Source organism: Caulobacter sp. CCH9-E1, from assembly GCF_001556515.1.
In the GTDB taxonomy this organism is placed as follows: Bacteria; Pseudomonadota; Alphaproteobacteria; order Caulobacterales; family Caulobacteraceae; genus Caulobacter.
In genome coordinates, this window is record NZ_LSJA01000308.1 from 1 (window position 1) to 22,283 (window position 22,283).

Annotated in this window: 19 protein-coding genes and 1 tRNA gene; 8 read left to right on the forward strand and 12 right to left on the reverse strand. The window is 64.6% G+C overall.

From position 1 onward, the window contains the following. The first annotated feature begins 1 nt into the window (after position 1). From AX690_RS23020 to AX690_RS17375, 8 genes are all read left to right on the forward strand, one after another. A tRNA-Cys gene (locus AX690_RS23020) sits at positions 2-67 on the forward strand. Between the two features lie 575 nt (positions 68-642). Continuing rightward, positions 643-2,328: a hypothetical protein gene (locus AX690_RS23770; RefSeq protein ID WP_066684838.1), complete on the forward strand. Its 1,686-nt coding sequence runs from the start codon at positions 643-645 to the stop codon at positions 2,326-2,328. Positions 2,329-2,546: 218 nt separating this feature from the next. Then, positions 2,547-4,055, forward strand: a complete 1,509-nt coding sequence (locus AX690_RS17350) for a DUF1800 domain-containing protein (RefSeq protein ID WP_066684840.1) — start codon at positions 2,547-2,549, stop codon at positions 4,053-4,055. A gap of 10 nt (positions 4,056-4,065) precedes the next feature. Beyond that, the gene (locus tag AX690_RS17355) at positions 4,066-5,265 is read left to right on the forward strand and encodes a DUF1501 domain-containing protein (protein ID WP_066684842.1); all 1,200 of its coding nucleotides are present in this window, start codon (positions 4,066-4,068) and stop codon (positions 5,263-5,265) included. Positions 5,266-5,439: 174 nt separating this feature from the next. Further along, on the forward strand, positions 5,440-6,408 hold the full coding sequence (locus tag AX690_RS17360) for an NAD(P)-dependent oxidoreductase (RefSeq protein ID WP_066684844.1): 969 nt from the start codon (positions 5,440-5,442) through the stop codon (positions 6,406-6,408). A 222-nt stretch (positions 6,409-6,630) separates the two neighbouring features. Further along, positions 6,631-8,292, forward strand: coding sequence for a heparinase II/III family protein (locus AX690_RS17365; protein WP_066684847.1), 1,662 nt, complete (start codon positions 6,631-6,633; stop codon positions 8,290-8,292). A 12-nt stretch (positions 8,293-8,304) separates the two neighbouring features. Then, entirely contained in the window at positions 8,305-9,177 is an 873-nt protein-coding gene (locus tag AX690_RS17370) for an aldo/keto reductase (protein ID WP_066684850.1), read from the forward strand. Positions 9,178-9,220: 43 nt separating this feature from the next. Further along, positions 9,221-10,516 carry a Gfo/Idh/MocA family protein gene (locus tag AX690_RS17375; protein ID WP_082769720.1) on the forward strand — a complete coding sequence of 432 codons (1,296 nt, stop codon included), beginning with the start codon at positions 9,221-9,223 and terminating at the stop codon, positions 10,514-10,516. Positions 10,517-10,554: 38 nt separating this feature from the next. Here AX690_RS17375 and AX690_RS17380 read toward each other — a convergent pair whose 3' ends face one another. From AX690_RS17380 to AX690_RS17435, 12 genes are all read right to left on the reverse strand, one after another. Next, complete coding sequence (locus AX690_RS17380) at positions 10,555-11,592, reverse strand: acyltransferase (RefSeq protein WP_066684852.1); 1,038 nt, start codon at positions 11,590-11,592, stop codon at positions 10,555-10,557. Between the two features lie 19 nt (positions 11,593-11,611). Further along, on the reverse strand, positions 11,612-12,943 hold the full coding sequence (locus AX690_RS17385; RefSeq protein WP_066684864.1) for a hypothetical protein: 1,332 nt from the start codon (positions 12,941-12,943) through the stop codon (positions 11,612-11,614). A 4-nt stretch (positions 12,944-12,947) separates the two neighbouring features. Next, positions 12,948-14,342, reverse strand: a complete 1,395-nt coding sequence (locus tag AX690_RS17390; RefSeq protein ID WP_066684865.1) for an oligosaccharide flippase family protein — start codon at positions 14,340-14,342, stop codon at positions 12,948-12,950. After that, entirely contained in the window at positions 14,339-15,418 is a 1,080-nt protein-coding gene (locus AX690_RS17395; protein ID WP_066684866.1) for an acyltransferase, read from the reverse strand. The genes AX690_RS17390 and AX690_RS17395 overlap by 4 nt, the downstream gene beginning before the upstream one ends. Further along, positions 15,418-16,308, reverse strand: a complete 891-nt coding sequence (locus AX690_RS17400) for a glycosyltransferase family A protein (RefSeq protein ID WP_066684867.1) — start codon at positions 16,306-16,308, stop codon at positions 15,418-15,420. The genes AX690_RS17395 and AX690_RS17400 overlap by 1 nt, the downstream gene beginning before the upstream one ends. A 7-nt stretch (positions 16,309-16,315) precedes the next feature. Then, positions 16,316-17,206: an NAD(P)-dependent oxidoreductase gene (locus tag AX690_RS17405; RefSeq protein WP_066684868.1), complete on the reverse strand. Its 891-nt coding sequence runs from the start codon at positions 17,204-17,206 to the stop codon at positions 16,316-16,318. Between the two features lie 12 nt (positions 17,207-17,218). Beyond that, a complete protein-coding gene (rfbC, locus tag AX690_RS17410) occupies positions 17,219-17,770 on the reverse strand; it encodes a dTDP-4-dehydrorhamnose 3,5-epimerase (RefSeq protein WP_066684869.1) in 552 nt (183 codons plus the stop codon). After that, positions 17,767-18,864 carry a CDP-glucose 4,6-dehydratase gene (rfbG, locus tag AX690_RS17415; protein WP_066684870.1) on the reverse strand — a complete coding sequence of 366 codons (1,098 nt, stop codon included), beginning with the start codon at positions 18,862-18,864 and terminating at the stop codon, positions 17,767-17,769. The genes rfbC and rfbG overlap by 4 nt, the downstream gene beginning before the upstream one ends. A 3-nt stretch (positions 18,865-18,867) precedes the next feature. Further along, entirely contained in the window at positions 18,868-19,641 is a 774-nt protein-coding gene (gene rfbF, locus AX690_RS17420; RefSeq protein ID WP_066684877.1) for a glucose-1-phosphate cytidylyltransferase, read from the reverse strand. Further along, positions 19,641-20,858: a glycosyltransferase gene (locus tag AX690_RS17425; RefSeq protein WP_066684888.1), complete on the reverse strand. Its 1,218-nt coding sequence runs from the start codon at positions 20,856-20,858 to the stop codon at positions 19,641-19,643. Before AX690_RS17425 ends, rfbF begins: the two co-directional genes overlap by 1 nt. Before the next feature lie 59 nt (positions 20,859-20,917). Further along, on the reverse strand, positions 20,918-22,045 hold the full coding sequence (locus AX690_RS17430) for a glycosyltransferase (protein ID WP_066684891.1): 1,128 nt from the start codon (positions 22,043-22,045) through the stop codon (positions 20,918-20,920). Positions 22,046-22,092: 47 nt separating this feature from the next. Further along, the coding region (locus AX690_RS17435; protein ID WP_255357080.1) for a UDP-glucose/GDP-mannose dehydrogenase family protein at positions 22,093-22,283 on the reverse strand (191 nt) is incomplete at its 5' end.

Sequence of the window (22,283 nt, forward strand, 5' to 3'; positions counted from 1 at the left end):
TGGCGGAGTGGTGACGCAGCGGACTGCAAATCCGTGCACGCCGGTTCGATTCCGGCCCGGGCCTCCACCGCCATTGCGCGATAGCTAGCCAAAGCCGTGGTTCCGAAGGCTCCTTACTCGGCCGTCGGCGTCCTGACGCGCGATCAGCGCATTGGCGCGCCAACGAACAAGACCAGATCGCGCGCCCTTGGTCAGCTTCAAAGCCGCTGTCGGGCCGGCCCTCTTATGTCCTGAGACGAACGCTCCAGCCGCGGCATCGACCGTCCACGCTAGCAAACCCGGGCAGATATGATGACAATAAGTAGACATCCTATAAGTAGCAATCTACAGTGATGACGATAGGTAGCGTAACGAGATCCAAGCGCGATGTTCGATAACAATTCACCGGCTGGCGCCGCGCCAGATGACGCCGGCCAAACGGGCGACGGCGAGACTGGCGATCGATGTCGTGGCGGCCTGGCGCGCCGGGATAGGCGCTCGGCCAAGCCCGCCCTTTCGGCGTTTTCAGAACTTTTTCGACGATCGATACTAGCCCACGGCGAGACAGCCTATCGCTTGCACGGGGCGTTGAAGGCGGCGGGCTACCAAGTGCCCTGCACTAGCCTTTATGGCTGGCGACGAGGAGATCAGTACCCGCGCGACGTGGAGAGTCTTCGAGTTCTAGCCTTCATCGAAAAGCGCTATGGCCTTCGTCAGAACGCGCTCAAGGACCAACTGCCCAACCCCAACCGGGCTTCCGTCGGCTTCCGTCACGTCGATCTAACCCGCGCCGAGCGCCGCTGCGTGGCCTGGCACTTGCCCGACGACTTCAACGAGCGCACCCCGGCCGCGCAAGCGGAGATCATCGCCTGGCTTCGGCGGAACGTCATGACCGGCGCCACGCCGTTTCGAGAGTATCATCGCACGGCCCGCAAGCACCGGTTCGCGTTGATCTTCCCCGAGGCGGCGGCCGAGATCGCCTCCGTTCCCGACCCGAGCGAGACAAAGGGCCGACGTCGCGGGCAGATCGGCCAAGCCGCGCCCCTCGAGCTCGATCGCGAGATGCGCGAGCTCGTATGCTTCAAGATGGCCAAGATCACGCCGATGGGATTTTGCCGACGCGGATTTTGGAAACCGCCCACGGCGCATCAGATCCTAAACTATGTCGGGCTCCTCTACGGCGCCCTCTCCGCCGAATCCGAGGGTCCGATCAAGGGGGCTGGCGCTCCGCACGAGACGCTCAGTCTCGCGCTTCTGGCCATTCCTGGGGTGTGGCGCTGGTACATCGAATGGCGCCACCGTCGACGCGGCTTCTATACGCGGTGGGAAATGCACATGCTCGAGTTCGCCGCCTCCCTGCTCAAGCCGGGAACGGGCTGGCTTTCGCAGTCGCCGGCCTTGGCCAACCGCTTAAGACCCATCGCGGGTGTGGTGTCGATGGAGGAGGTCGCGCGCGCTCAGCGCGATTGGACAGGGGCCTGCCAAGAGGCCTTTCAGCAGGTCCGCACCTGGAGCAAGGATGTCGTCCGCGTCGCGCGCGTGCACCGCGATCCCTTCCTCGCCGTTCTTCCGGTCCTGGAGGCGCCGCGTCCCGTCGCCGTCTACAGCCGTATCGGCGACGAAATCCTCAAGCGCATGCCCGATCCGGTGGTCGATCCGATAGCCGCCGCCGAGGCGTCCAGGGCCTTTCTGATGCTGAGGATCGGCCTGCACACAGGTCTTCGCCAAAAGAACTTGCGCCAACTGCGGGTCGGCCCGATCGGCGCAGCGCCGACTCCGATGGCGACGTTGGAGGCGCTTCAATGCGGCGAGCTCTTCTTCGACCCGCTTGAGGCCGGCTGGATCGTCGCCCTACCGGCCGCGGCCTTCAAGAACGCGACCTCATCCTATTTCGCCAACAGCCCCTATCGCTTGCGGCTTCCCGATCACGGAGGCCTCTACCGGCAAATCACTGCTTATCTCGCCATACATCGCCCGATCCTGCTGGGCGACCTTGAGGACCCGGAAACCTTCTTTGTGAAATTCGCCCGCTCGGCCGAGACCGGATCCGCTCGCTACCGCTCCTCGGATTTCTACGTCGCTTGGCGCCAGATGATCGAGCGCTACGGGATCTATAATCCGTTCACCGGCCGAGGAGCGATCGAGGGCCTCCTGCCCCATGGTCCTCACAATGTCCGCGATGTCCTGGCCACTCACATCATCAAGCGCACGGGGTCCTATGAGCAGGCTGGCTTCGCTATCCAGGACAAGCCCGAGACCCTCGCCCGCCACTACGCGCGTTTTTTGCCGCACGACAAGGCGGAGATCGCCGCGCGTATCCTCGACGAGGTGTGGACTGGGGGAAGTTGACGTCGCTCGAAGCTTAGCTGGATCGTCGCCAGAATTTCTACCTGCGAACCCGCGAGCTATCGTATCCCCTCGCGCATCCGTCACGCCTTGCGGGAGGCGCGTAACGGGATGTCGCCGGCGTGGAGACCTTACCCAACCATGTCCGGCATATGGCCACGCTCGGCCTTGAAACCGCCCCTCGCGCGTTGGAGCATGGGATCGCTGATCGAGGCCCATGCATGCGCCATCTTTGGCTTGTCATCGCCGTCTGCTTCTGCGCCGCCGCATCGAGCATGCCCGCCGCCGCCGGCGAAACGGACAACCTCGCCTTTATCAATCGCCTGACCTGGGGCCAGACCACTCAAGACGCCGCCGACATAAACCGACTGGGCCGCGATCGGTGGCTGAAAAGGCAGCTTCGCCCCACGGGCCCGGCTCGGCTCCCTCCCGAGGTCCAGGCTCGCATCGACGCCCTTCGCATATCGCGAGAGTCCATGGCCCAGATCGCGGTGACGATGGACGCAGAGAATAGGGCGGCGACGAAGCTGCAGGACCCGACCGCGCGGCAGGCGGCCCAGCAGGCCTATGGCAAGGCGATGGCCGACCTGAAGCAGCAGGCCGCGGCGCGCTCGTTGCTGCGCGATCTCTATTCGCCTCATCAGCTTCAGGAGCAGATGACCTGGTTCTGGATGAACCATTTCAACGTCCAGGCCGACAAGCGCGACATCCGGGCGATGATCGGCGACTACGAGGACCAGGCGATCCGGCCCCATGCGCTGGGCAAGTTCCGCGATCTGCTGAAGGCGGCCGACCTGCATCCGGCCATGCTGCGTTATCTCGACAACGACCAGAACGCGGTCGGCCGGGTCAACGAGAACTACGCCCGCGAAATCCTGGAGCTGCACACGATGGGCGTCGGCTCCGGCTACAGCCAGAAGGACGTCGAGGAAATGGCGCGGGTTCTGACCGGCGTCGGCGTCAGCCTCTCGCCCGATGCGCCCAAGCTGAAGGCCGAACAGCAGGCTTTCTATGTCCGGCACGGACTTATGGAGTTCAATCCGGCGCGGCACGACTTTGGCGACAAGGTGGTTCTGGGACGCCGCGTCGGCGGCGCGGGGCTTTCGGAGTTCGAACAGACGCTGGACGCACTCGCCCGACAACCCGCGACAGCCCGGCACGTGTCGCGCAAGCTGGCGCTGTACTTCATGGGCGAGGCTCCGCCAGACCTGGTCGATCGGATGTCGACCAAGTTCCTACGCGGCGACGGCGATATAGCGGAGGTGCTCGACGTCCTGTTCCAGTCTTCGGCGTTCAAGGCCTCGCTGGGAAAGAAGCTCAAGGATCCGATGCACTACGCGGTCTCGGCGGTGCGGCTCGCCTATGACGGCCACCCGATCGCCAATACCGCGCCGCTGCAGGCTTGGATCAACCGGCTGGGCCAAGGCCTCTACAACCGCGACACGCCCGATGGCTATCCGCTGGAGGACGCGGCCTGGTCGGGCCCTGGCCAGCTCACGACCATGTTCGAGGTGGCCCGCCAGATCGGCGCGAACTCAGCGGGCCTTTTCAAGCCCGACGATCCGGCGGCGGAGGACCAGCCGGCCTTTCCCCAACTCCAGAACGCCCTCTTCTACAAGGTCCTGGAAGCGCGGCTTTCCCCCGAGACGCGGTCGGCCTTGGCCCAGGCGCGCTCGCCCGCCGAGTGGAACACGCTCTTCCTGTCTTCTCCCGAGTTCCTGCATCGATGAGACCAGCGCCATGCATCGTCGAACCTTTCTGACCGCGGGGCTCGCCGCGACGACAGCCGCGGCGATTGGCGGCAAGGCCTGGAGCGCGCCCGCCACGGACCAGCGCCTGCTCGTCGTCTTCCTGCGCGGCGGCTACGACGCTATCAACGTGGTGATCCCGACCTCCAGCGACTTCTATTACGAGAGCCGCCCGACCCTCGCGATCGCTCGCCCGGATTCCACTAACGCCAACGCCGCCCTCTCGCTCGATGGCGACTGGAGCCTGCACCCCGCGCTGAAGGACAGCCTCTATCCGCTTTGGGCCAAGAAGCAGATCGCCTTCGTGCCCTTCGCGGGAACCGACGACATGACCCGCAGCCATTTCGAGACTCAGGACACCATCGAACTGGGCCAGCCGGTGGGCGGGCCCAGGAACTATCGTTCCGGCTTCATGGGCCGCTTGGCCCAGGAGCTCTCCGGTGGCCGTCCGATCGCGTTCACGGCCCAGCCGCCACTGGCGTTCCAGGGGCCGATGTCCGTGCCGAACGTCGCGATCACCTCGGTCGGCAAGCCCGGCCTGGATGAGCGACAGGCCAGGCTGATCCAGGAGATGTATCGCGGCCACCAGCTCCAGGCGGCGGTGACGGAAGGCTTCTCCGCGCGAGACAAGGCCTATGCCGCCTTGGCCGGCGAAATGGCCGCCGCCAATCGCAACGCCATATCCCCCAGCGGCTTCGAACTGGCCGCCCGCCGCGTCGCCCGCCTGATGAAGACGGACTACAATCTGGCCTTTCTCGACGTCGGCGGCTGGGACACCCACGTCAACCAAGGAGGCGCGACGGGCGTGCTCGCGGACCGGATCGGCCAACTGGGCCGAGGCCTCGCCGCGCTGGCCGAGGACATCGGCCCAGAGACGTGGGCGAAGACGACCGTCGTCGTGATCTCGGAGTTCGGCCGCACCTTCAAGGAGAACGGCGACAAGGGCACGGACCACGGGCACGGCAGCGTCTACTGGGTGCTGGGCGGCGCGGTGAAGGGCGGGCGGATGGCGGGGGAGCAGGTGGCGATGGTCGCGAAGTCTCTCAATCAAGGCCGAGACCTTGTGGTCCTGGCCGATAACCGAGCCATGATGTCTTCGATCATCCAACGACTGTACGGATTGCGCCGGGATCAGACCGAGAAGATCTTTCCTGGTGGTCCCGGACCTTTGGAGAGCTTGTCTCTCGTTTAGCGCCGTCACCATTTGCGCTGGATTGACCGCCAAGTTCGCTCTGGTGGCAAAAGGTTCGAACAGGGCTGCCATGTTCGTTTTTTTGTCGCGCTCGCCGGCGGACTTCGAGTAATGGCGTCACAAAGGCGGGCGATAAGCCCGCGCTAGCCTAAACGGCGGTGGGGACTAACAGACATGACTAATCTGCGGGGCCAACGCGCCCTGGTCACTGGCGCGTCCGGTTTCATCGGAACCCATCTTGCTCGCCGCCTGGCCGACATGGGCGCGGAGCTCGTTTGCCTGGACCTCAAGCCGCCGCGCGAGGAACTTCCTGGCGCGCTATACGTGCGTGACGACGTGCGTCGCCTGAGCGCGCTGAGCCTCCCCAAGATCGATCGAATCTACAATCTGGCCGCGGTCCACACGACGCCCGGCCACCCGGATCACGAATACTACGACACCAATGTCTGGGGAGCGCTCGAGGCGGTGAAGCTGGCCGAGCGGGACAACGTCCAGCACATCACCTTCACCAGCTCGATCTCGATCTACGGCCCCTCGGAAGAGAGAAAGGTCGAGACGAGCGACCCCGCGCCGGTGTCGGCCTATGGCAAGTCCAAGCTGATGGCCGAGGAGATCCATCGCGGCTGGCTGCGCCAAGCAGGCGGCCGGAAGCTCACCATCGTGCGCCCCGCCGTCGTGTTCGGCGCTGGCGAAGGCGGCAATTTCGCCCGCATGGCGGCTCTCCTGAAGAAGGGCTTCTTCGTCTTCCCCGGCCGTCGGGACACGATCAAGTCGTGCATCTATGTCGAGGACCTGCTGGATCTCGTGCTGACCGCCGGCGCCAAGGACTCCACCTACGAACTGCTGAATGGCGCCTATCCCGAATGCCCCACTTTGGAGACCATCGTCACTAGCCTGCGCGATAGCTACTTCCCGTCGGCCAAGCTCTATGACGTGCCACAAGGCGTGGTGATGGGCGCGGCCAAGACCCTGGCGACGTTCAAGGGCTTTGGTTTGGGGATTCACCCCGATCGCGTGACCAAGCTCGTACGCTCGACCTATGTGTATCCGGGCTGGGCCACCGAGAATGGCTTGCTAGGCGACCAGGCGTTCCGCAAGGGCTTGGAGCGTTGGGCGCGAGCGACGAACCAGAGCTTCGTTTAACTTCCCCCTTTCGCGTTTCGCGTCCAGGGAAAACCGCCCCCAGGGCCCGCCACTTCGGCAAAGGTTTCTAATGTTGGGAATAAGGGCGTGAGCCGCTTGCGGAAAAGCTTGGTGCTACTGCGGGCCGCAAGCCGGCTGTCGCCGCGTATGGCGCTGTACATGGCTCGGCGCGTCGCGCGTAACAAACTCGCCGTGCGTCTTCCATCGGCCTACAGAGAGCGTTTGACCGCGATCGAGCGCGCGACCCCCGCGATGGGACGCGGCAAGCCGCTCACGCCCGCCGTCATCGAAACGGCGGGATTCTACGGCGCGGAGTATCGCGACCAGATCGATGGCGTGCTGTCTGGCCGCGTTTGCCTGCATGGCCGGGAGATCGATTTCGGAAGCCCCTCCGACATAGATTGGAAGCGTCAACTTCCGGACGAGGGCGATCACCAGATGTGGCGGGTCAAGCTCGGCCACATGGGCTTCCTGAGCCCCATGCTAGCCGAAGGCGGACCCGAGCATCACGCGGCGGTCGCGCATGCCATTGCCGGCTTCCGCGAGCGCACGCGAGTGACGGATCCCGGCAGCTTCAACGCCTACTGGTTTCCGTATGGCGTCTCCCATCGGATCCTGGCCCTCGCCTCGGGCCTCCTGTTGGCGCGAGCCAAGGGAGGCCTCGCGCCAGAGGTCGACGCGCTAGTGTCGGACTTCCTGCGCGAGAATGTCGCTTTCCTGCTGGACAACGTGGAGCATGAGCTCCGCAACAACCACGTCGAACGCAATCTTGCGGCGTTGAGCCTCTACTTCAGTCATGTCGACGAAGTCCCGCCGCCCATCGCGGCGAGGCTTGAACGCGATATCGCCCACCTTGTCTCGCACACGATCCTGCCCGATGGCGCGCAGGTCGAGCGCTCGCCGATGTATCAAGGACTGAGCGTCGTCTCGCTCGCCGTAATGTCCGAAGCGCCATTCCTCTCGGCGACGCTGAGGGAGACCCTGACGCGAAAGCTGGAAGCCGCGCGTTTCGCCTTCGCGGTGCTCTGTCATCCCGACGGCGAAGTCGCGCTCTTCAACGACAGCTGGCACGAGGAGGTCCCGCGTCTGAGCGGACCTAAGGCGCCGGAGGGGCGGTCCATCCTCGAGCATGGCGGATATGCCCGCCTCTCGCAGGCGGACGACGTCTGCATACTGGACGCGGGTCCGCTGGGGCCACGCTGGAACCCGGGTCACGGCCACGCCGACTTCCTGTCCATCGAGATCACGCTGGGCGGCCAAAGGCTCGTCGTCGATCCCGGCACGTCCCGCTACAACACGGGTCCAGAGCGGGCCCGCGAGCGTAGCGCCGAGGCCCACAACGGTCCTGTCTGGTCGGGACATGAACCGGCCGAGTTCCTCGGCTGCTTCAAGGTCGGTCGCATGGCCGAGGCGCGGCTGGCGCCGACGGATAAGCTTCCCGACGAGCGGACGATCGGCGGCGTCTTCCCTAGCGCACCGGGTCGGACGGCGCGTCTGGTTCGGCTCTATCCCGGCGCTGGCTTCCTGGTCGCCGACCTCTGGGGCGGGGCGGAGCCGCGTGGCCAGGTCTCCTGGCTCGTTCCCGACGCCTGGGGGATCGAGCCGGCGTCGGATCGGCGCTTCCTGCTCCGCCACGCGACCGCCAGGCCCCAGGCTTGTATCGAAGTGCTATCCGAGGCCGAGGTCGACGCGCCGCGCGCCTCGTTCTGGGCCAGCCACTACGGTCGCCGCGATCCGGCCTTCGAGCTGCGTGTGCATCCTCGCACCGCCGACGGCCGCCAACATCTGCTCTGCTGGATCGGCCACGCCCCTCCGCCGCCCGAGGCTCTATCGGACGGCGAGATGCTGGCCCGCCAGTTGCGAGCCCTTGTCGAAGCCGCGTGAAGGATCAAAGCCATGCCTTTTGAAAACCTGCCCCCCGCGCTTCTCCCCCGCGACGCCCTTCCGCTGGGCCTGGGCTGCAGCCGGCTGGGGTCGGTGAACGGCGCCAACGGCGATGAAGCGCGCGCGCTGGTGAAGCTGGCGCTGGACCAAGGCGTCCGCTTCTTCGACACCTCGAACATCTACGGCCAGGGCGACAGCGAGCGCGTCCTGGGCGAGATCCTCGGCCAGCGCGACGACGTCATCGTCTGCTCCAAGGCCGGCAAGCATCTGTCGATGAAGATGCGCGTCTTGGCGCCGCTGAAGAGCGTCCTGCGCACGGTCGCCCGGCGTTCGGACCAGGCCCGCCGAGGCGTCGCCGCCGCCCGCGCCAAGCCGATGCCGACCCGCTGGGACCCCGCCTTCCTGTCCGCCAGCCTTGACGGCAGCCTGCGCCGCCTGAAGCGCGAGCGGATCGAGATGTTCATGCTGCACAGTCCGCCGGCCGAGGTGGTCGCTCGAGGCGACGCCGTTGGCGCCTTGGAGCAGGCGCGCCAAGCCGGCAAGATCGCCATCGTCGGCGTCTCGGTTGATGACGTGGCGACCGCCGAGGCCGCCCTGAAAGACCCGCGCGTCAAGGCGCTGCAGGTCCCGCTGCATCCGGGCGACACGGCCTTCGACGCCGTCGTGCGCGACGCGGCCCGCAAGGGCGTGGCGATCATCGCGCGGGAGATCCTAGGCGGCGCCCAGGCGATCGCCAGCCAGGCCGACCCGGCCCGCTATGCCCGCGACCAGATCATCGCCTCCATCCGCCGCTCCGGCGTCTCCCTGCCCCTGGTCGGCGCGACGCGCACGGCCAGCCTGACCGCCTCGACCGAAGCCGCCCGCGCGGCCAAGGCCGGTGCCTGAGCCTTTTCCCACGCCCTTCCGCCTATTGAACGGACGCTCGACCATGAACATCGCCTTTGTCGGATGCGGCTTCGTCTTCGACATCTACATGCGCACGCTCCGCGCCCACCCCGAGCTGGTCGTCATGGGCGTCCATGACAAGAACCCGGAGCGGTCGGCCAAGGTCAGCGCCTATTACGGCTTCAACGCCTATGCCAGCTACGACGAGCTGCTGGCTGATCCACGCGTCGAGGCGGTGATCAACCTGACCAACATAAGCTCGCACTTCGAGGTCAGCCTGCGCGCCCTCCAGGCCGGCAAGCACGTCTATTCGGAAAAGCCGCTGACCAAGAGCGTGGCCGAGTCCCGCCAGCTGTTCGACGCCGCCGCCGCCAAGGGCGTCCGCCTCTACGCCGCGCCCTGCAACATCTTCGCCGACAGCGTCCGCACCCTGTTCAAGGCGGTCGAGGACGGCGCCATCGGCAAGCCGCTGCTGGTCTATGCCGAGCTGGACGACAACCCGATCCACCTGATGCAGTTCGAGTCGGTCAAGAGCCCCACCGGCGCTCCCTGGCCGCTGGAGGAGGAAATCCTCGAGGGCTGCACCTACGAGCACCTGGGCTATCACCTCGTCTGGATCTGCGGCCTGCTGGGCCCGGCCGTCTCGGTGACGGCCTTCTCAAGCGAGCTGATCGAGAACAAGATGGAAGGCCTGCCCGCCCGCGTCGGCACGCCGGACTTCTCGGTCGCCTGCCTGCAGTTCGCCAACGGCGCCTCGGCGCGGATCACCTGCAGCGTCGTCGCCCCCCGCGACCACCGCATGCGGGTCATCGGCGACGCTGGCGAGGTCATCAGCGACAGCTACCGCCATTACCAGTCGCCGGTGTTCCTTGAGCGCTACAGCAAGGGCGGCCTCAGCGCCCGCAAGTTCCAGACCCTGCGCGCCCACCCGGGCCTTGGCCGCCTGTTCGGCATCGGCGGCCGTCGCGTGAAGCTGGCCCGCAACGCCAAGTCCGCGGCCGTCGAGCGCGACCAGCAGATGCGCTCGTCCTTCAAGCAGCGCCTGTTCGAGTGGGTGCGCCGCCGCGAGGTCTACGCCCAGGACAAGTTCGCCGGCGTCGCCGAGATGGCCCGCGAGCTCAAGGCCGGCCGGCCTCAGTACCTGAGCCCCGACTTCATCATGCACGTCAACGAGCTGACCCTGCTGACCCAGGGCGCGGGTCCGGACGGCCTGGCCGTCAAGCCGACCACCACCTTCGCCCCCCTGGGCCCGATCCCGGGCACCGAGGCCACGATCAAGGACTACCGCGCCGCGGCGCGGCCCGGCCTGCTGGAGCGGCTGGTGCCGGTCAAGGACTGAGGTCGGGAGAGAGCCGCCGGGGGGGCGGCGGCCTTTTTCTAGGCGGCGACAGGAGCCGGCTTGGCGCGCGCGCGCCAGGCTGCCTTGAAGAACCTCATTAGGGGTCGCTCGATCACCCAATACGAGATGAAGCCCCCGGCGATCGATACAGCCAGCCCCAAGCCCACCACGGCGAAGAACTCGACGTATCCGCTCAAGTTCATTCGGATCAGGAGCTTGTACGTCACCGCTAGCACGATGGTGTGGGACAGATAGAGCGAGTAGGATGCGTCCCCTAGGGATTGAAGGAACCGCATCACCGGCGACGAACGTCCGCCCTTCGCGGCCAACGCACCGAGCAAGATCAGGCCGGCGCTTGCATAGGCGGCGAGAAACTTTAGGGCGGGAGCGAGCGACGCGGGATCGGAAAAGCCCCAGATCAAAACGCCGACGAACGCGAAGGCCGGACGCTTCGGGACCACGTCCTCGAACTTGGCGATCAGGACGCCCAGCACGAAGAACAGCGTGACCGGGTTCTCCAAGAACTTGAAGACCACGCCGACGTCGGCGAACAGATAGCCTAGGCCGATTGACACGATGATCGCCGCCACGGAGAGGATCGCCGGCCTGCCGATCAGGATGCCCGCCGCGAAAAGCGTGTAGAAGAACATCTCGTAGTTCAGCGTCCAGCCTGGGATCAGCACCGGCCAGATTTGATCCGGCCTGTAAGAGCTGTAGTGAGGGATGAAGAGCAGAGAGGCCGCGATCTCGCCCGCGCCAGGCATCTCCTTCATCCCCGACACCGCCAGCTTCGAGACCAGGAACACGGCCGTGAAGAACCAGTAGATCGGAATCACACGGGTTATCCGCGAGTAGGAGAACTTCCAGAAATCCTCGCGCCCACCAACCCGGCAGATGATGTAGCCGCTGATAACAAAAAAAACCTGGACGCCGATCGCACCAAAGTCGAACGCGCTCAGAGGGTTAGTGTCCATCCATGCCTTACCCGAGATGCTGTGGTGCACGACGACAAGCAAAGCGGCGAGCGCCCTCATAACCTGAAGAGCTTCGACCTTCTGGCTCTTGGGCGAAGTCATTAGGTGTTAGCCCTCCAGCTCATCCGAGAGTTGGTTTAGCGCGCGGGTAGCGCGAATCCGTTCCACGCACCGATGGAACAGGGATCGCCGCCGCCGCGAATACGGCGAAGACAGACCAAGAAACAAGATCGACAAAGGCGGCCCCAGCGTACCAAACGACCCACATGCTTACGAGAACCGACAACGGTCTTGCGATATTCATCGCTCGCAAAAGGCCGAGCAGGGCTAAGATGAACAGAGCGCCACCGACGATGCCAAAATAAATCCACTGCCACCAGAAACCGTTGGACATCAGGTCGGTAGGTCCGACTGACGCGTACCAAGGGAAGGCGGAGTAGGCGCCTTTATCGGACCACACATTCGAGATCGTTGGGAGCACTGCCTGTGCATCACCCACGCCATAGCCCAATAGGGGGCGTTCGATCATAGCCCGGGTTCCAACAATTGGCCCGGCGGTGATACGGCCGAAAAAGCTGCCTGATCTTTGGTGGGCCGAGAAGAAGTCGAAACTGTGTGGCGCCAACGCGAGAAGCCCACTCAAGAGCATCAATGACGTTACCGCCGCGAACTTCATGCCCGCCGTTCTGGGCCAGTAGACGAACACGAGAGCGGCGATGAGGTAGAACAGGGCCGAAAGGCTCGGCGCCACAAGGTAGGCCACCGCCAGCATCAGCAAGAAGCGTCCAACCGGGTGGCGGCGCCCCTTGTTCCGCCCGGTGAATAGGACCAGCAGATTGAGCGCCGCTAGAGTCGCCGCCAGGAAGGAAGGCTCGCTGGCGAACGCCTTAGCCCGGTATTGCCCATAGAGTTGTAGGTCGCGATCCAGGCTAGCATAAAGGCCGCGCCCCGTACCGCTGTAGATAAGTTCCGACACCTGGTTAAAGATCGGACGGGCGCCAGGGATCAGCTCGATACATCCCAGCGCTAGGAAAACGCCCCACAGTACTAGGAAGAAGCGATCGTCTGTCCGCACGCTCTCGTCCGCCAACATGACCGCGATCCCGGTCGCCAGTGCGATGGAAATCGAAAGCTGAGCCGCGCCGCGCAACAGCGCAACGATGTCGCCGCCAAACAGGCTCGCGAAGAACGCGGTCACGATAATGAGACCGAACACGCTCAGCAGCGGCGCCAGCAGACGCTTCAAGCCCCGCTGCAGCGCCATCAGGAATAGGGCCGCCCCGGAAAAAACGCACAGATACATCGGCACGATCACCGAACCGCCGCTGGCGATCGAGAGCCGCGTGTGGAAGCCAATAATGAAGACGACGAGCAGCAACTTGATCAGCCCGGCCTGACTCTTGGCTGGCGCCGGCGCCATCTGGGCCTTCATGGAGGTCGGGTTGGTCACCATGTCCTCAAGACCCCATGACGAGACGCTTCAGTTGGCCGAGGACGCCGCCAAGATGCGGCGCCAGACCCAGAGCCGTCGCCGATACGAGACCGACGAAGGCCAAGGCAAGCATATTCGGCGGATAGAGCAGTGCCGAGGACCTTAGATCGCGGCTTGGTCGGTTGGCGTAGGCCGGAGCCAGGTCGCCAATGATTTTGCCGACCACCACCCCGCAAACCGCGCCATAGGCGCCGAAGGCCAGGCCCAGCCCCAGGCCCAAGACGGGCGACAGCACGCCGGTCACCACCTGGCCGCCGATATTGACGTTCACTTCGCCCGTGCCCATCCCCAGGAAATAGGCCGGCGCGGCCAGGATGTTGACGGCCCAGCACAGGGAGAGCAACGCCGTCAGCCGCACGAAGTCGGGATTGTAGGCCCCGATCCAGATCAGCGACACCAGCGGCGAGCCGGCGATCACCGCCCCCATGATCGGGGCGCCGACCAGGGCGGCCATCCGGCAGGTCTTGCGGAACAGGGCGCCGAGGGCCGCGGGATCGGTCTCCTTCAGGTTGGCGAAGGCCGGGACGAGGTTCTGCAGGGCCGTGATGGCCACGCCGCGCACCTGATAGACCATCCGATAGGCCAGCTCGTACAGGCCCAGCACCGCCGTGCCGGCGATATGGCCGATGATGATCTTGGTGGTCGGCTCGAACAGCAGGTTGGCGATCGTGCCGATCTGCAGCTTGGTCCCGAAGCCTAGCAACTCCTTGAACAGTCCCCGCTGGAAATGTGTCGGCAGCACGGGAACCGTTCGCCCCACCCTCACCACGAAGGTCCAGGACAGGCCGATGGCCACGACGTACTGGGCGGTCTGGGCCCAGGCCAGGCCCTTCAGCTGGAAGCCCTTGACCAGGGCCAGGGAGGCGGCGACCTGCACCAGCATCCCGCAGATGTTCGAGATCGAGCGCAGGTCGGCCCGGTGCAGACCCAGCAGGGCGGCGGCCGTGACGGCGTTGATGTTCAGCAGCCAAAAGGTCAGCAGGGCGTAGGGGATGATCTGGCGCGCCAGGGCCAGCTGCTGGTCGTGCAGCGCGATCCCCAGGGCGAAATAGATCGGCCAATAGGCCACCAAGGTCAGCACGCCCATGATGGCGGCCACCGACAGCATGCCGGTCTCGATATAGCTCTGGGGCGAGCCCGCCTCGCCCTTGGCCTGCTCGCGCGCCACGAAGCGAGCCAGGCCCGCCGAGATCCCCACGTCGGCCAGCCGCCCGAAGGCCGTCGTCGCCAGCACGAGCGACCACACGCCCAGCAGGCTGACGCCCAGAGTCGAGACCACGTTCTTGTAGATGAAGAACAGGCCAAGGCCGTTGAGCAGGACCTCGGCGACTGAGAACAGCGCGTTCCGACGCAGCGTCATTTCGGCCTACGCGAAAAGACGGATTTGAACTTCAGCGCGGGTTTTTCCACGAGATACCAGGACAGAGTGGCGGGAATGATCGTCAGGACCAATCCGACCGAAGCGTTGGTCAGCGGGCCCCAATGAGGGAACATCTGCGCGAGCAGCTGCTGGATTGGGAAGGCGTAGATATAGATACCGTAGCTCACATCCGGGATTTTCCTCGCCGCCGCGAACACCTGCCCGCGAAGTCCGGCAATCCAGAACGCGGACAGGAATGTCGCCACGATCAGCAGTGTCGAGGTGAGGATCGTATCGTGGAGCACGAAGCAGGCGATCCAGGCGACCAGGACCGCGATCAGGTTGATCGAGATCGACTGTTCCCACTTCGCGTACACGACGCCGAGGAAGAAAGCGAAATAGAGGCGATGAAGCTTGCTGAGCGAATTGCCGTCGAACAGAACGACAGCCTGCTTCCCCGCCATGACGCCGTAGGCGATATAGGCGACGTAAGCGATGACAATCGCGACTGTCGAGAGCACGAAGCCTTTGTTGGTTTTATAGAAACCAGAAACGAAGAACAGCAGCGTCAGTATATAACAGGTGAACTCGAACCTTAGCGTCCAGAGCGACCCATTGACGACGCCCTTATAAATATTTCCCTCGAATACACCGGGCAGGAAATATTGCGGCACGTAAAGAACCGCATTTCCGACGACATACTTCCAAGTCTGAAGGCTTGAGAAGAAATCCGCCTTAGCCGCTGTCGACGCGAAGAGACCCAACAGAACCGTCGTGACAAGCAGCATCACGATCAGGCCGGGGAAGATGCGCAGGCAGCGCGCGACGGTAAAGCTCCGCACGTCGCGGCTGTTCATGATTGAATTGTAGATCAGATAGCCGCTCATGGAGAAAAACAGGGATACCGCCAGCCAACCGCCAGAGTACCCGAAATAGCCGAAGAACCAGTCGTGCTCGCCCTGAAAGTCGAAGGCATGCGAGAACAACACCGCCGAAGCCGCGATAAGACGCAGAAGGTTCAGGTTGTTTTCGCGACGGATCGAAGCGCGTTCGACCGTCGTTTCGGTTGATGTCATCAGCTCTTCACCAGCGCGCGATCGACCCGCTTGACGGCCGTGAACGCCCCCTCCAGCACCGGGAACTTCCACTTCAGCAGCAGCAGCGTCTGGTGCGCGTTCAGGCGGACGATGCGCCAGAAGGCCTTGCGCCAGGCCGAGGCCGTTAGGTGTTGCTTCAGGGCCTTGGTCAGCGGCATCAGCGGCAAAGCCCAGGACAGCGCCCCCGTCAGGCCCTTTTCCCGGACGAAGTGGCGGTCATACTTCTCGAAGTACTTGCCCGGCGCGTGGCCGCTACGCAGCAGCTGGAAGTCGTCGACCTCCAGGTGGTCGCCCTGCAGCATCGACAGGCAGACAACCAGCCAGTCGTAGGCGAACATGCTGACGCCTTCCGGATAGCTGGCCTGCAGGCCGGGCGTGCGATAGACGCCGTACAGGCGGGCGCTGTCGCGCGGATTGCGCAGGTAGATCTCGACCCGCTGGTCCGGCGTCCCCTGGATCGGGAAGGTGCCGCGCGCGGGGCGTTCGTCGCCGTCCGGATAGCGGAACATCACCTTCGTGCAGCAGGCGACCGCCTCGGGATGAGCGTCCAGCTGGGCGATGCACAGCTCGGCGAAACGCGGGCCCCAGATGTCGTCGTCGGCCGCCCACATAAAGTATTCGGTCTGGGCGGCCATCAGCACGCCCCGGAAGTTGACGCTCTGCGGCAGGGTCTGTGGGTGGCGCACGTGACGGACGCGCGCGTCCTTGGCCGCGTACTCGGCGCAGATCTCGCTGGTGCCGTCGGTCGAGCCGTTGTCGAAGATCAGCAGCTCGAAGTCCGTGTAGGTCTGGCCCAGCAGGCTGTCGATGCAGGTGCGCGCGGAGTCGGCGCCGTTGTAGATGATCAGGCCGATGGTGAGACGCGGCATGGCGACCTTACGCCTCCTTCAGCTTGGACATGAGGCGCTCGGCGAACGCCTCCAGGGACTGAAGCGGCCAGGCGGGCGGCGTCAGGGTGCGATAGTCGTAGTCCTCGCCGACCGTGGGGCCGGTGGGCGTGACCCGCTCGATCGCGCAGGGCTGGCCGGTCAGGCGCTCGGACACTGCCGCGCACATCTGGGCGAACTCGTGGACGGTGGCGCTGGTCTCGCCGATGGCGTTGCGGACCGTGCGTCCTGGGCCAGGGGCGGCCAGCCAGTGGGCGATCTGGTGGGCGATGTCTTGCGTGCCGACGAAGTTGCGGCGCTGCTCGCCGGTGGACTTGATGACGATCTTCGATTGCAGGACCGCGTCGCGCGGGAACGAGAACGGGATCAGGCTCCAGCGCCGGAACCGCCCGGCGTCGGCCAGGTCCCCGAACACCGCGCAGGGCCGCAGGATCAGGACCGACAGGCTGTCGGAGGCGCGGCGCGCGAACACCTGCTCGGTGGCGAAGTGCGAGATGGCGTAGTCCGACATCGGATTGATCGGCGAGGCCTCGTCGACCTTGCCGACCATCGGCCCGTAGGCGTGGGCCGACGAGATGTAGACCAGGCGCGTGGCGCCGGCCGCGATCGCGCGCTCGACCGCCGCGCCGGCGCCGAAGACCGCCATGCGCAGGGCCCGCTCGGGCGAGTCCCGAAAGTCCTCGTCGACGATCCCCGCGCAGTGCACGAAGGCGTCGACCTGAGGCAAGGCCAGGGCGGCCACGGCGGCGGGGTCGGAGAGGTCGGCGCGCACCGCCGCCCCCTCCCCGCGTCCGAGGGTGACGACCTCGTGGTCCGCGGACAGACGAGCCTGGACGGCCTGACCGATCAGGCCGGTGGCTCCCGAGAGAAGAACGCGCATCGCCGGCCTACGTCAGACGTCGGCCAGGTGCCAGGCGGGGTCGAAGTCCCGCGCAGCGGCGTCCTTGTCCGAGATCATCGCGGGCTGATGCGGCCACTCGATGCCGAACTCCGGATCGTTCCAGCGCAGGTTCCGCTCGCGCACCGGGTCATAGCTCTTGGTCACGAAGTAGGTCATCTCGACATCGTCCGTGAGCGCCATGAAGCCGTGAGCGCATCCCGCCGGGATGTACATCATGCTGCGGTTCTCGGCGCTGAGCTCGGCCGCGGTCCACTGCTTGAACGTCGGCGAGTTGGGGCGCACGTCGACGATGACGTCGAGCAGTCGGCCGGAGATGCACTTGACGACCTTCACCTCGGACGACTGGCCAAGTTGATAGTGCATGCCGCGCAGCGTGTGCTTGTGCTTGGTGAAGGACGTGTTGATCTCGATGAACTGTGTCGCCAGGCCGTGCTCGGCGAACTCCTTGTGGCAGAACACGCGCGCGAAGAAGCCGCGATCGTCGCCACGCGGCTCCAGGTCGATCAGATAGGCGCCGTCGATCTTCAGCGGGGTGAACTTCATGACAGGGCCTCCGAGAGCGACGACGCGCTGGCCGCCGTACGGGCTTCGTATTCAGCGATCTGCTTGGCCGTGAAGGCCGCGCAGTCGCCGCCTTGGCGCTGGTTCAGGAACCAGTCGGCGGTCCACTGGATCGCCTCGCGGCCGGTGAGCGCCGGCTTCCAGCCGATGGTCTTGCGCGCGAGCGAAGAGTCCAACGCCAGCAGCTTCATCTCGACGGGCTGGAAGCCCTCGGCTTGCACCCAGGCCTTCTCTAGACCCAGGGCCTCGCCCATCATCTCGGCCACCGTTTGAACCGTTAGCGGGGCGTCGGCGACGGGCGCGAAGTTGAGCGCCTTGGGCAGGTCCTTGCCGCCGCTCAGGTGCAGCTTTTCGGCGAAGGTCAGATAGCCCGACACCGGATCGAGAACGTGCTGCCACGGACGGGTGCTGAGCGGGTTGCGCAGCACCAGCGGCTCGCCGCTCTGCATCGCGCGCCAGATGTCGGGCAGCAGGCGGTCCTCCGACCAGTCGCCGCCGCCGACCACATTGCCCGCGCGCACCGTCGCGATGGCGACGCCGGCGTCGGCGAAGTAGCTCTGGTCGTAGCAGGAGACGACCTCCTCGCAGGCCGCCTTCGAGCTTGAGTACGGATCGTGACCGCCCAGCGGATCGCTCTCGACGAACACATGACCGCTATCGTCGTTGCGATAGACCTTGTCGGTCGTCACCACGACGATCGTCTTCAGGTTCGGCGCCTTGCGCAGCGCCTCGAGGACGTTCAGTGTCCCCATGACATTGACCGCGTAGGTGTTGGCCGGCTCGCGATAGGACAGGCGCACCAGAGGCTGAGCCGCCATGTGGATGGCGATGGTCGGATCCGCCTCCGCGACCGCCTTCTCCAGCGAGGGCGCGTCCAGGATATCCCCGAAGGTGGACGTCACGCCTTCCATCGGAAACAGCATGGAGTAGAGGTCGGGCGTCGTGTTCGGCGGCAGGGCGTAACCGGACACGCGCGCGCCCGTCGTCGCCAGCCACTTGGCCGTCCAGTTGCCCTTGAAGCCCGTGTGGCCGGTCAAGAAGACCCGCTGCTCGGACCAGAATTGCTTGTTCAGCATGGATTACCAGACCTTCCAGGGCGCTTCGCCGTCCGTCCAAAGCTTGTCGAGATGGATCTTGTCTCGCAGCGTATCCATCGGCTGCCAGAAGCCATTGTGCTCGAACGCGGCCAGTTGTCCGTCCCGAGCCAGGCCTTCCAGCGGCTCACGTTCCCACACCGTCGTGTCGTCGGCGATCCGGTCGATGACTTTCTTATCCAGAACGAAGAAGCCGCCGTTGATTTGGGCGCCGTCGCCCGCCGGCTTTTCGGTAAATTGGGAAACCTTCGAGCCTTCGAGCATGGTCGCGCCAAAGCGACCCGCCGGGCGCACCGCCGTCAAGGTCGCCTGCAGGCCCTGCTCCTTGTGGAACTTCACCAAGGCTCCGATGTCGATGTCGGCGACACCGTCGCCGTAGGTCATGCAGAAGGGCTCGTCATCAGGCAGGTAGTCACGCACGCGCTTGAGGCGCCCACCGGTCATGGTCTCGGCCCCGGTGTCGACCAGGAAGATCTTCCAGGGGGGAAGGGTGTCCTCGCCGATGTAGGAGATGGACTTCTCCTTGACGTCGACGCAGACGCTCGACTGGTGCAGCGCGTAGTTCGCGAAGAACTCCTTGATGTAGTAGCCCTTGTAACCCAGGCAGATCACGAACTCATTGATTCCATGGGCCGAGTAGATCTTCATGATGTGCCAGAGGATCGGATAGCCTCCGACCTCGACCATCGGCTTGGGACGAACAGAGGTTTCCTCCGCCAACCGAGTACCAAGCCCGCCAGCCAACAGTACAGCGCGCATCACCCCACCTCCAAAATTTCGTGTCTTGCTTGTTCCGCTGCTGGACGCAGCAATCCGGCGAAGAGCTCGCCCCTCGTCCGCCAACCGAAGGCGCCCGCGCAATCGGCGAAGCAGCGTTCCTGGACGGCGTTGAGCGTATCGATATCGTCGATCGACGTGACAATCAGATGCGCCAAGGCCTTCAAGTCCGGCGCGGCGAGATAGCCTTCGCCGACCGGCGTCGGAAGACCGCTGATCGCCTGATCGAGGCCGACCATGGGCACGCGCCTAAAGACGTACGTCAGCTGCCGTAGCTTGAAGCCGCCGCCCATCGTGTCGGGAACGATCCCCATCCGGCAATCCGCGAGGAGTGGGTCGGCGTCATCGACAAAGCCAAGCAGCTTGACCCGCGAATACCGCTGCTGGACGAGATCATGAAGTCCGGGCGCGACGTCGCCGATAACGACAACTTCGATCTCCGCGGCCACGAGCGCGTCGTACGACGCCTCCAGCCAATCCAGCAGGATTTGCTGCTTTTGCTGTGAGGTGCGGCCGCCCAACAAGGCGATGCGCCTCGGCGTCGCCGCCTCGATCCTGCGATGCTCCAGGACAGAGCCATCATAGCCAGGCGACACGAGGACATAGCGCTGATCCGGCGCCAGGGCCTGAAAGACCGGCACGTCGAGTTGATTGATCACGGTAACGATGTCGGTCTCGCCGAGGAGTCTATTCTCGGCGGACTTCACCTTCGCGAGATCCCAGAAAGAGGCCAAGCGAACCAGGGGGTTGATCTTATACTTGCCGTACTTAGCGCGACGCGTCTCGAACTCGATCTCGTGGGAAACGTAGACAAGCGTCGTGGCCGGATGACGCACCTTGTACGCTTTGACCGCTGGCAGCGCATGCGCGCTGCCGATGTTGTCGAGGATGATCGCGTCCCAGGACTGCTTCAGAAGGCCGTCTAGTTCTCGCCTGTGGCTGGGCGTATCGCCTCGCCAAACGATGCTGGGCCAGGAGGACAGGATCGATCCAGACTGCCTCTTGCGTGGCGGTTCGACGATCCGCCAGTCCGCCGGCGCTTCTGCGGAGGTCCGTTCATCCGAGCCGTTAGAACCGCAGAGCACCGTCAGGCGCGCGAAGGGCGCCAATGCGCCGATCACTCCGCGCGAATACACCGCGTCGCCGGCGACCGCAGGAGGATAGGGATAGACCTTCGTAAGGAAGAGCACCTTGGGCATTCGCGCCTCAAGCGTGACTTCCTTCCCGCGGCCTCCAGTAGATTTTTCCGCTAGCTTGCTCATCGCGACTTGGCCGGGCTCCAAACCACGAAGGTTTGGCCGCGCATCGCCCTGAAGACGCCAAGCAGCGTCGCCATGAGCGCGATCACGATCTCCGCGACCGACGCGATAGGCCCCTTCTGGATTTTCGCGCCAATTAGACACGCTATAGCGACGCCCCCCAGGGCCACCAATCCGAACACGGTGGAAAGCGCGAAGGCCCATGCCACGCCCGCGGCGACGCCAATCATCAAGAACAGGCCGCCGAACCAACGGATGAACTTGCGCGACATGTACTTGAACTTGTCGACACCGGCCATTTGGCGAAGTTGCGGCACGAGGTGCAGATGCGTATGGAACGCCCGGGCGGAGATGCGCACTTTCCGCGAGAACTCTTCATTGCGCTTCGAGACAAGCCGCTCATAGGCGACGACGTCGTCGACCTTGATCAACCGAAGGCCGTTGAAAACCGCCGCCATGGATACCGTGAGATCATCCAGCACAGTGTCGGGGAAACTGGGATAAAGCTCGCGACGAAGCGCGAAGATAGAGCCATCGGCGCCCATCACATTGCCAGTCTCGGACTCCAGGCCCTTTAGATATTCCTCAAGCTTCCAATAGAGGCCGCCGACATTCGCCGTCGCCGAGCCGTCTTCGCCCACATAATGCAGCGATCCGCAAAGCCCACCCACGGTCGGATCCGAGAAATAGCTCGCGAGATTGTCGAGCGCGTCCAATCGCAGGGTCACGTTCGCGTCGGTGAAAACGATCACGTCGCCGGTCGCCTGCTTCGCCAACAGCTTCATGCCATGGGCCTTGCCATTGCGGCCGCCGCCCCGAATGACGGTAAGAAGTTCGGGGCGAGCCGACAGCTGATCATAGGTCGTGTCGCTGGATCCGTCGTCGAACGCCAAAATCTGAAGATTGGCGTGCTTACGCTTCAGAGCCTCTAGATTTTCAATCTTCTCCGGCATCGCGCGCGCTTCATTAAAGGCGCAGAAGACCAGCGTGAGGTTTTGAGGCTTGACGTTCGAGAGATGGAGGGGCCGCTTCGGCAGCAGTTTGAGCAGAGCAGGATATATGACGTACGGATACAGCACGATCAGCGCGCATATAGCCGCAACGAAGAAGAAGAAGCTCGCCAGCATTCACATAACCCCAAACCGCATACCCACCGAAAAGCGAACGCTCTAAACTAGTGCCGCCCGATGCTTGCGTAGGTGAAGCCGTGGCGGACCATCTCGGCGGGCTTGTAGACGTTGCGCAGGTCGACGACGACCGGAGCCTTCATCAGGAGCTTGACGCGATCCAGGTCGAGCGCCCGGAACTGATCCCATTCGGTCAGGATGACCAGGGCGTCGGCGCCCTCGGCGGCTTCGTAGGCGC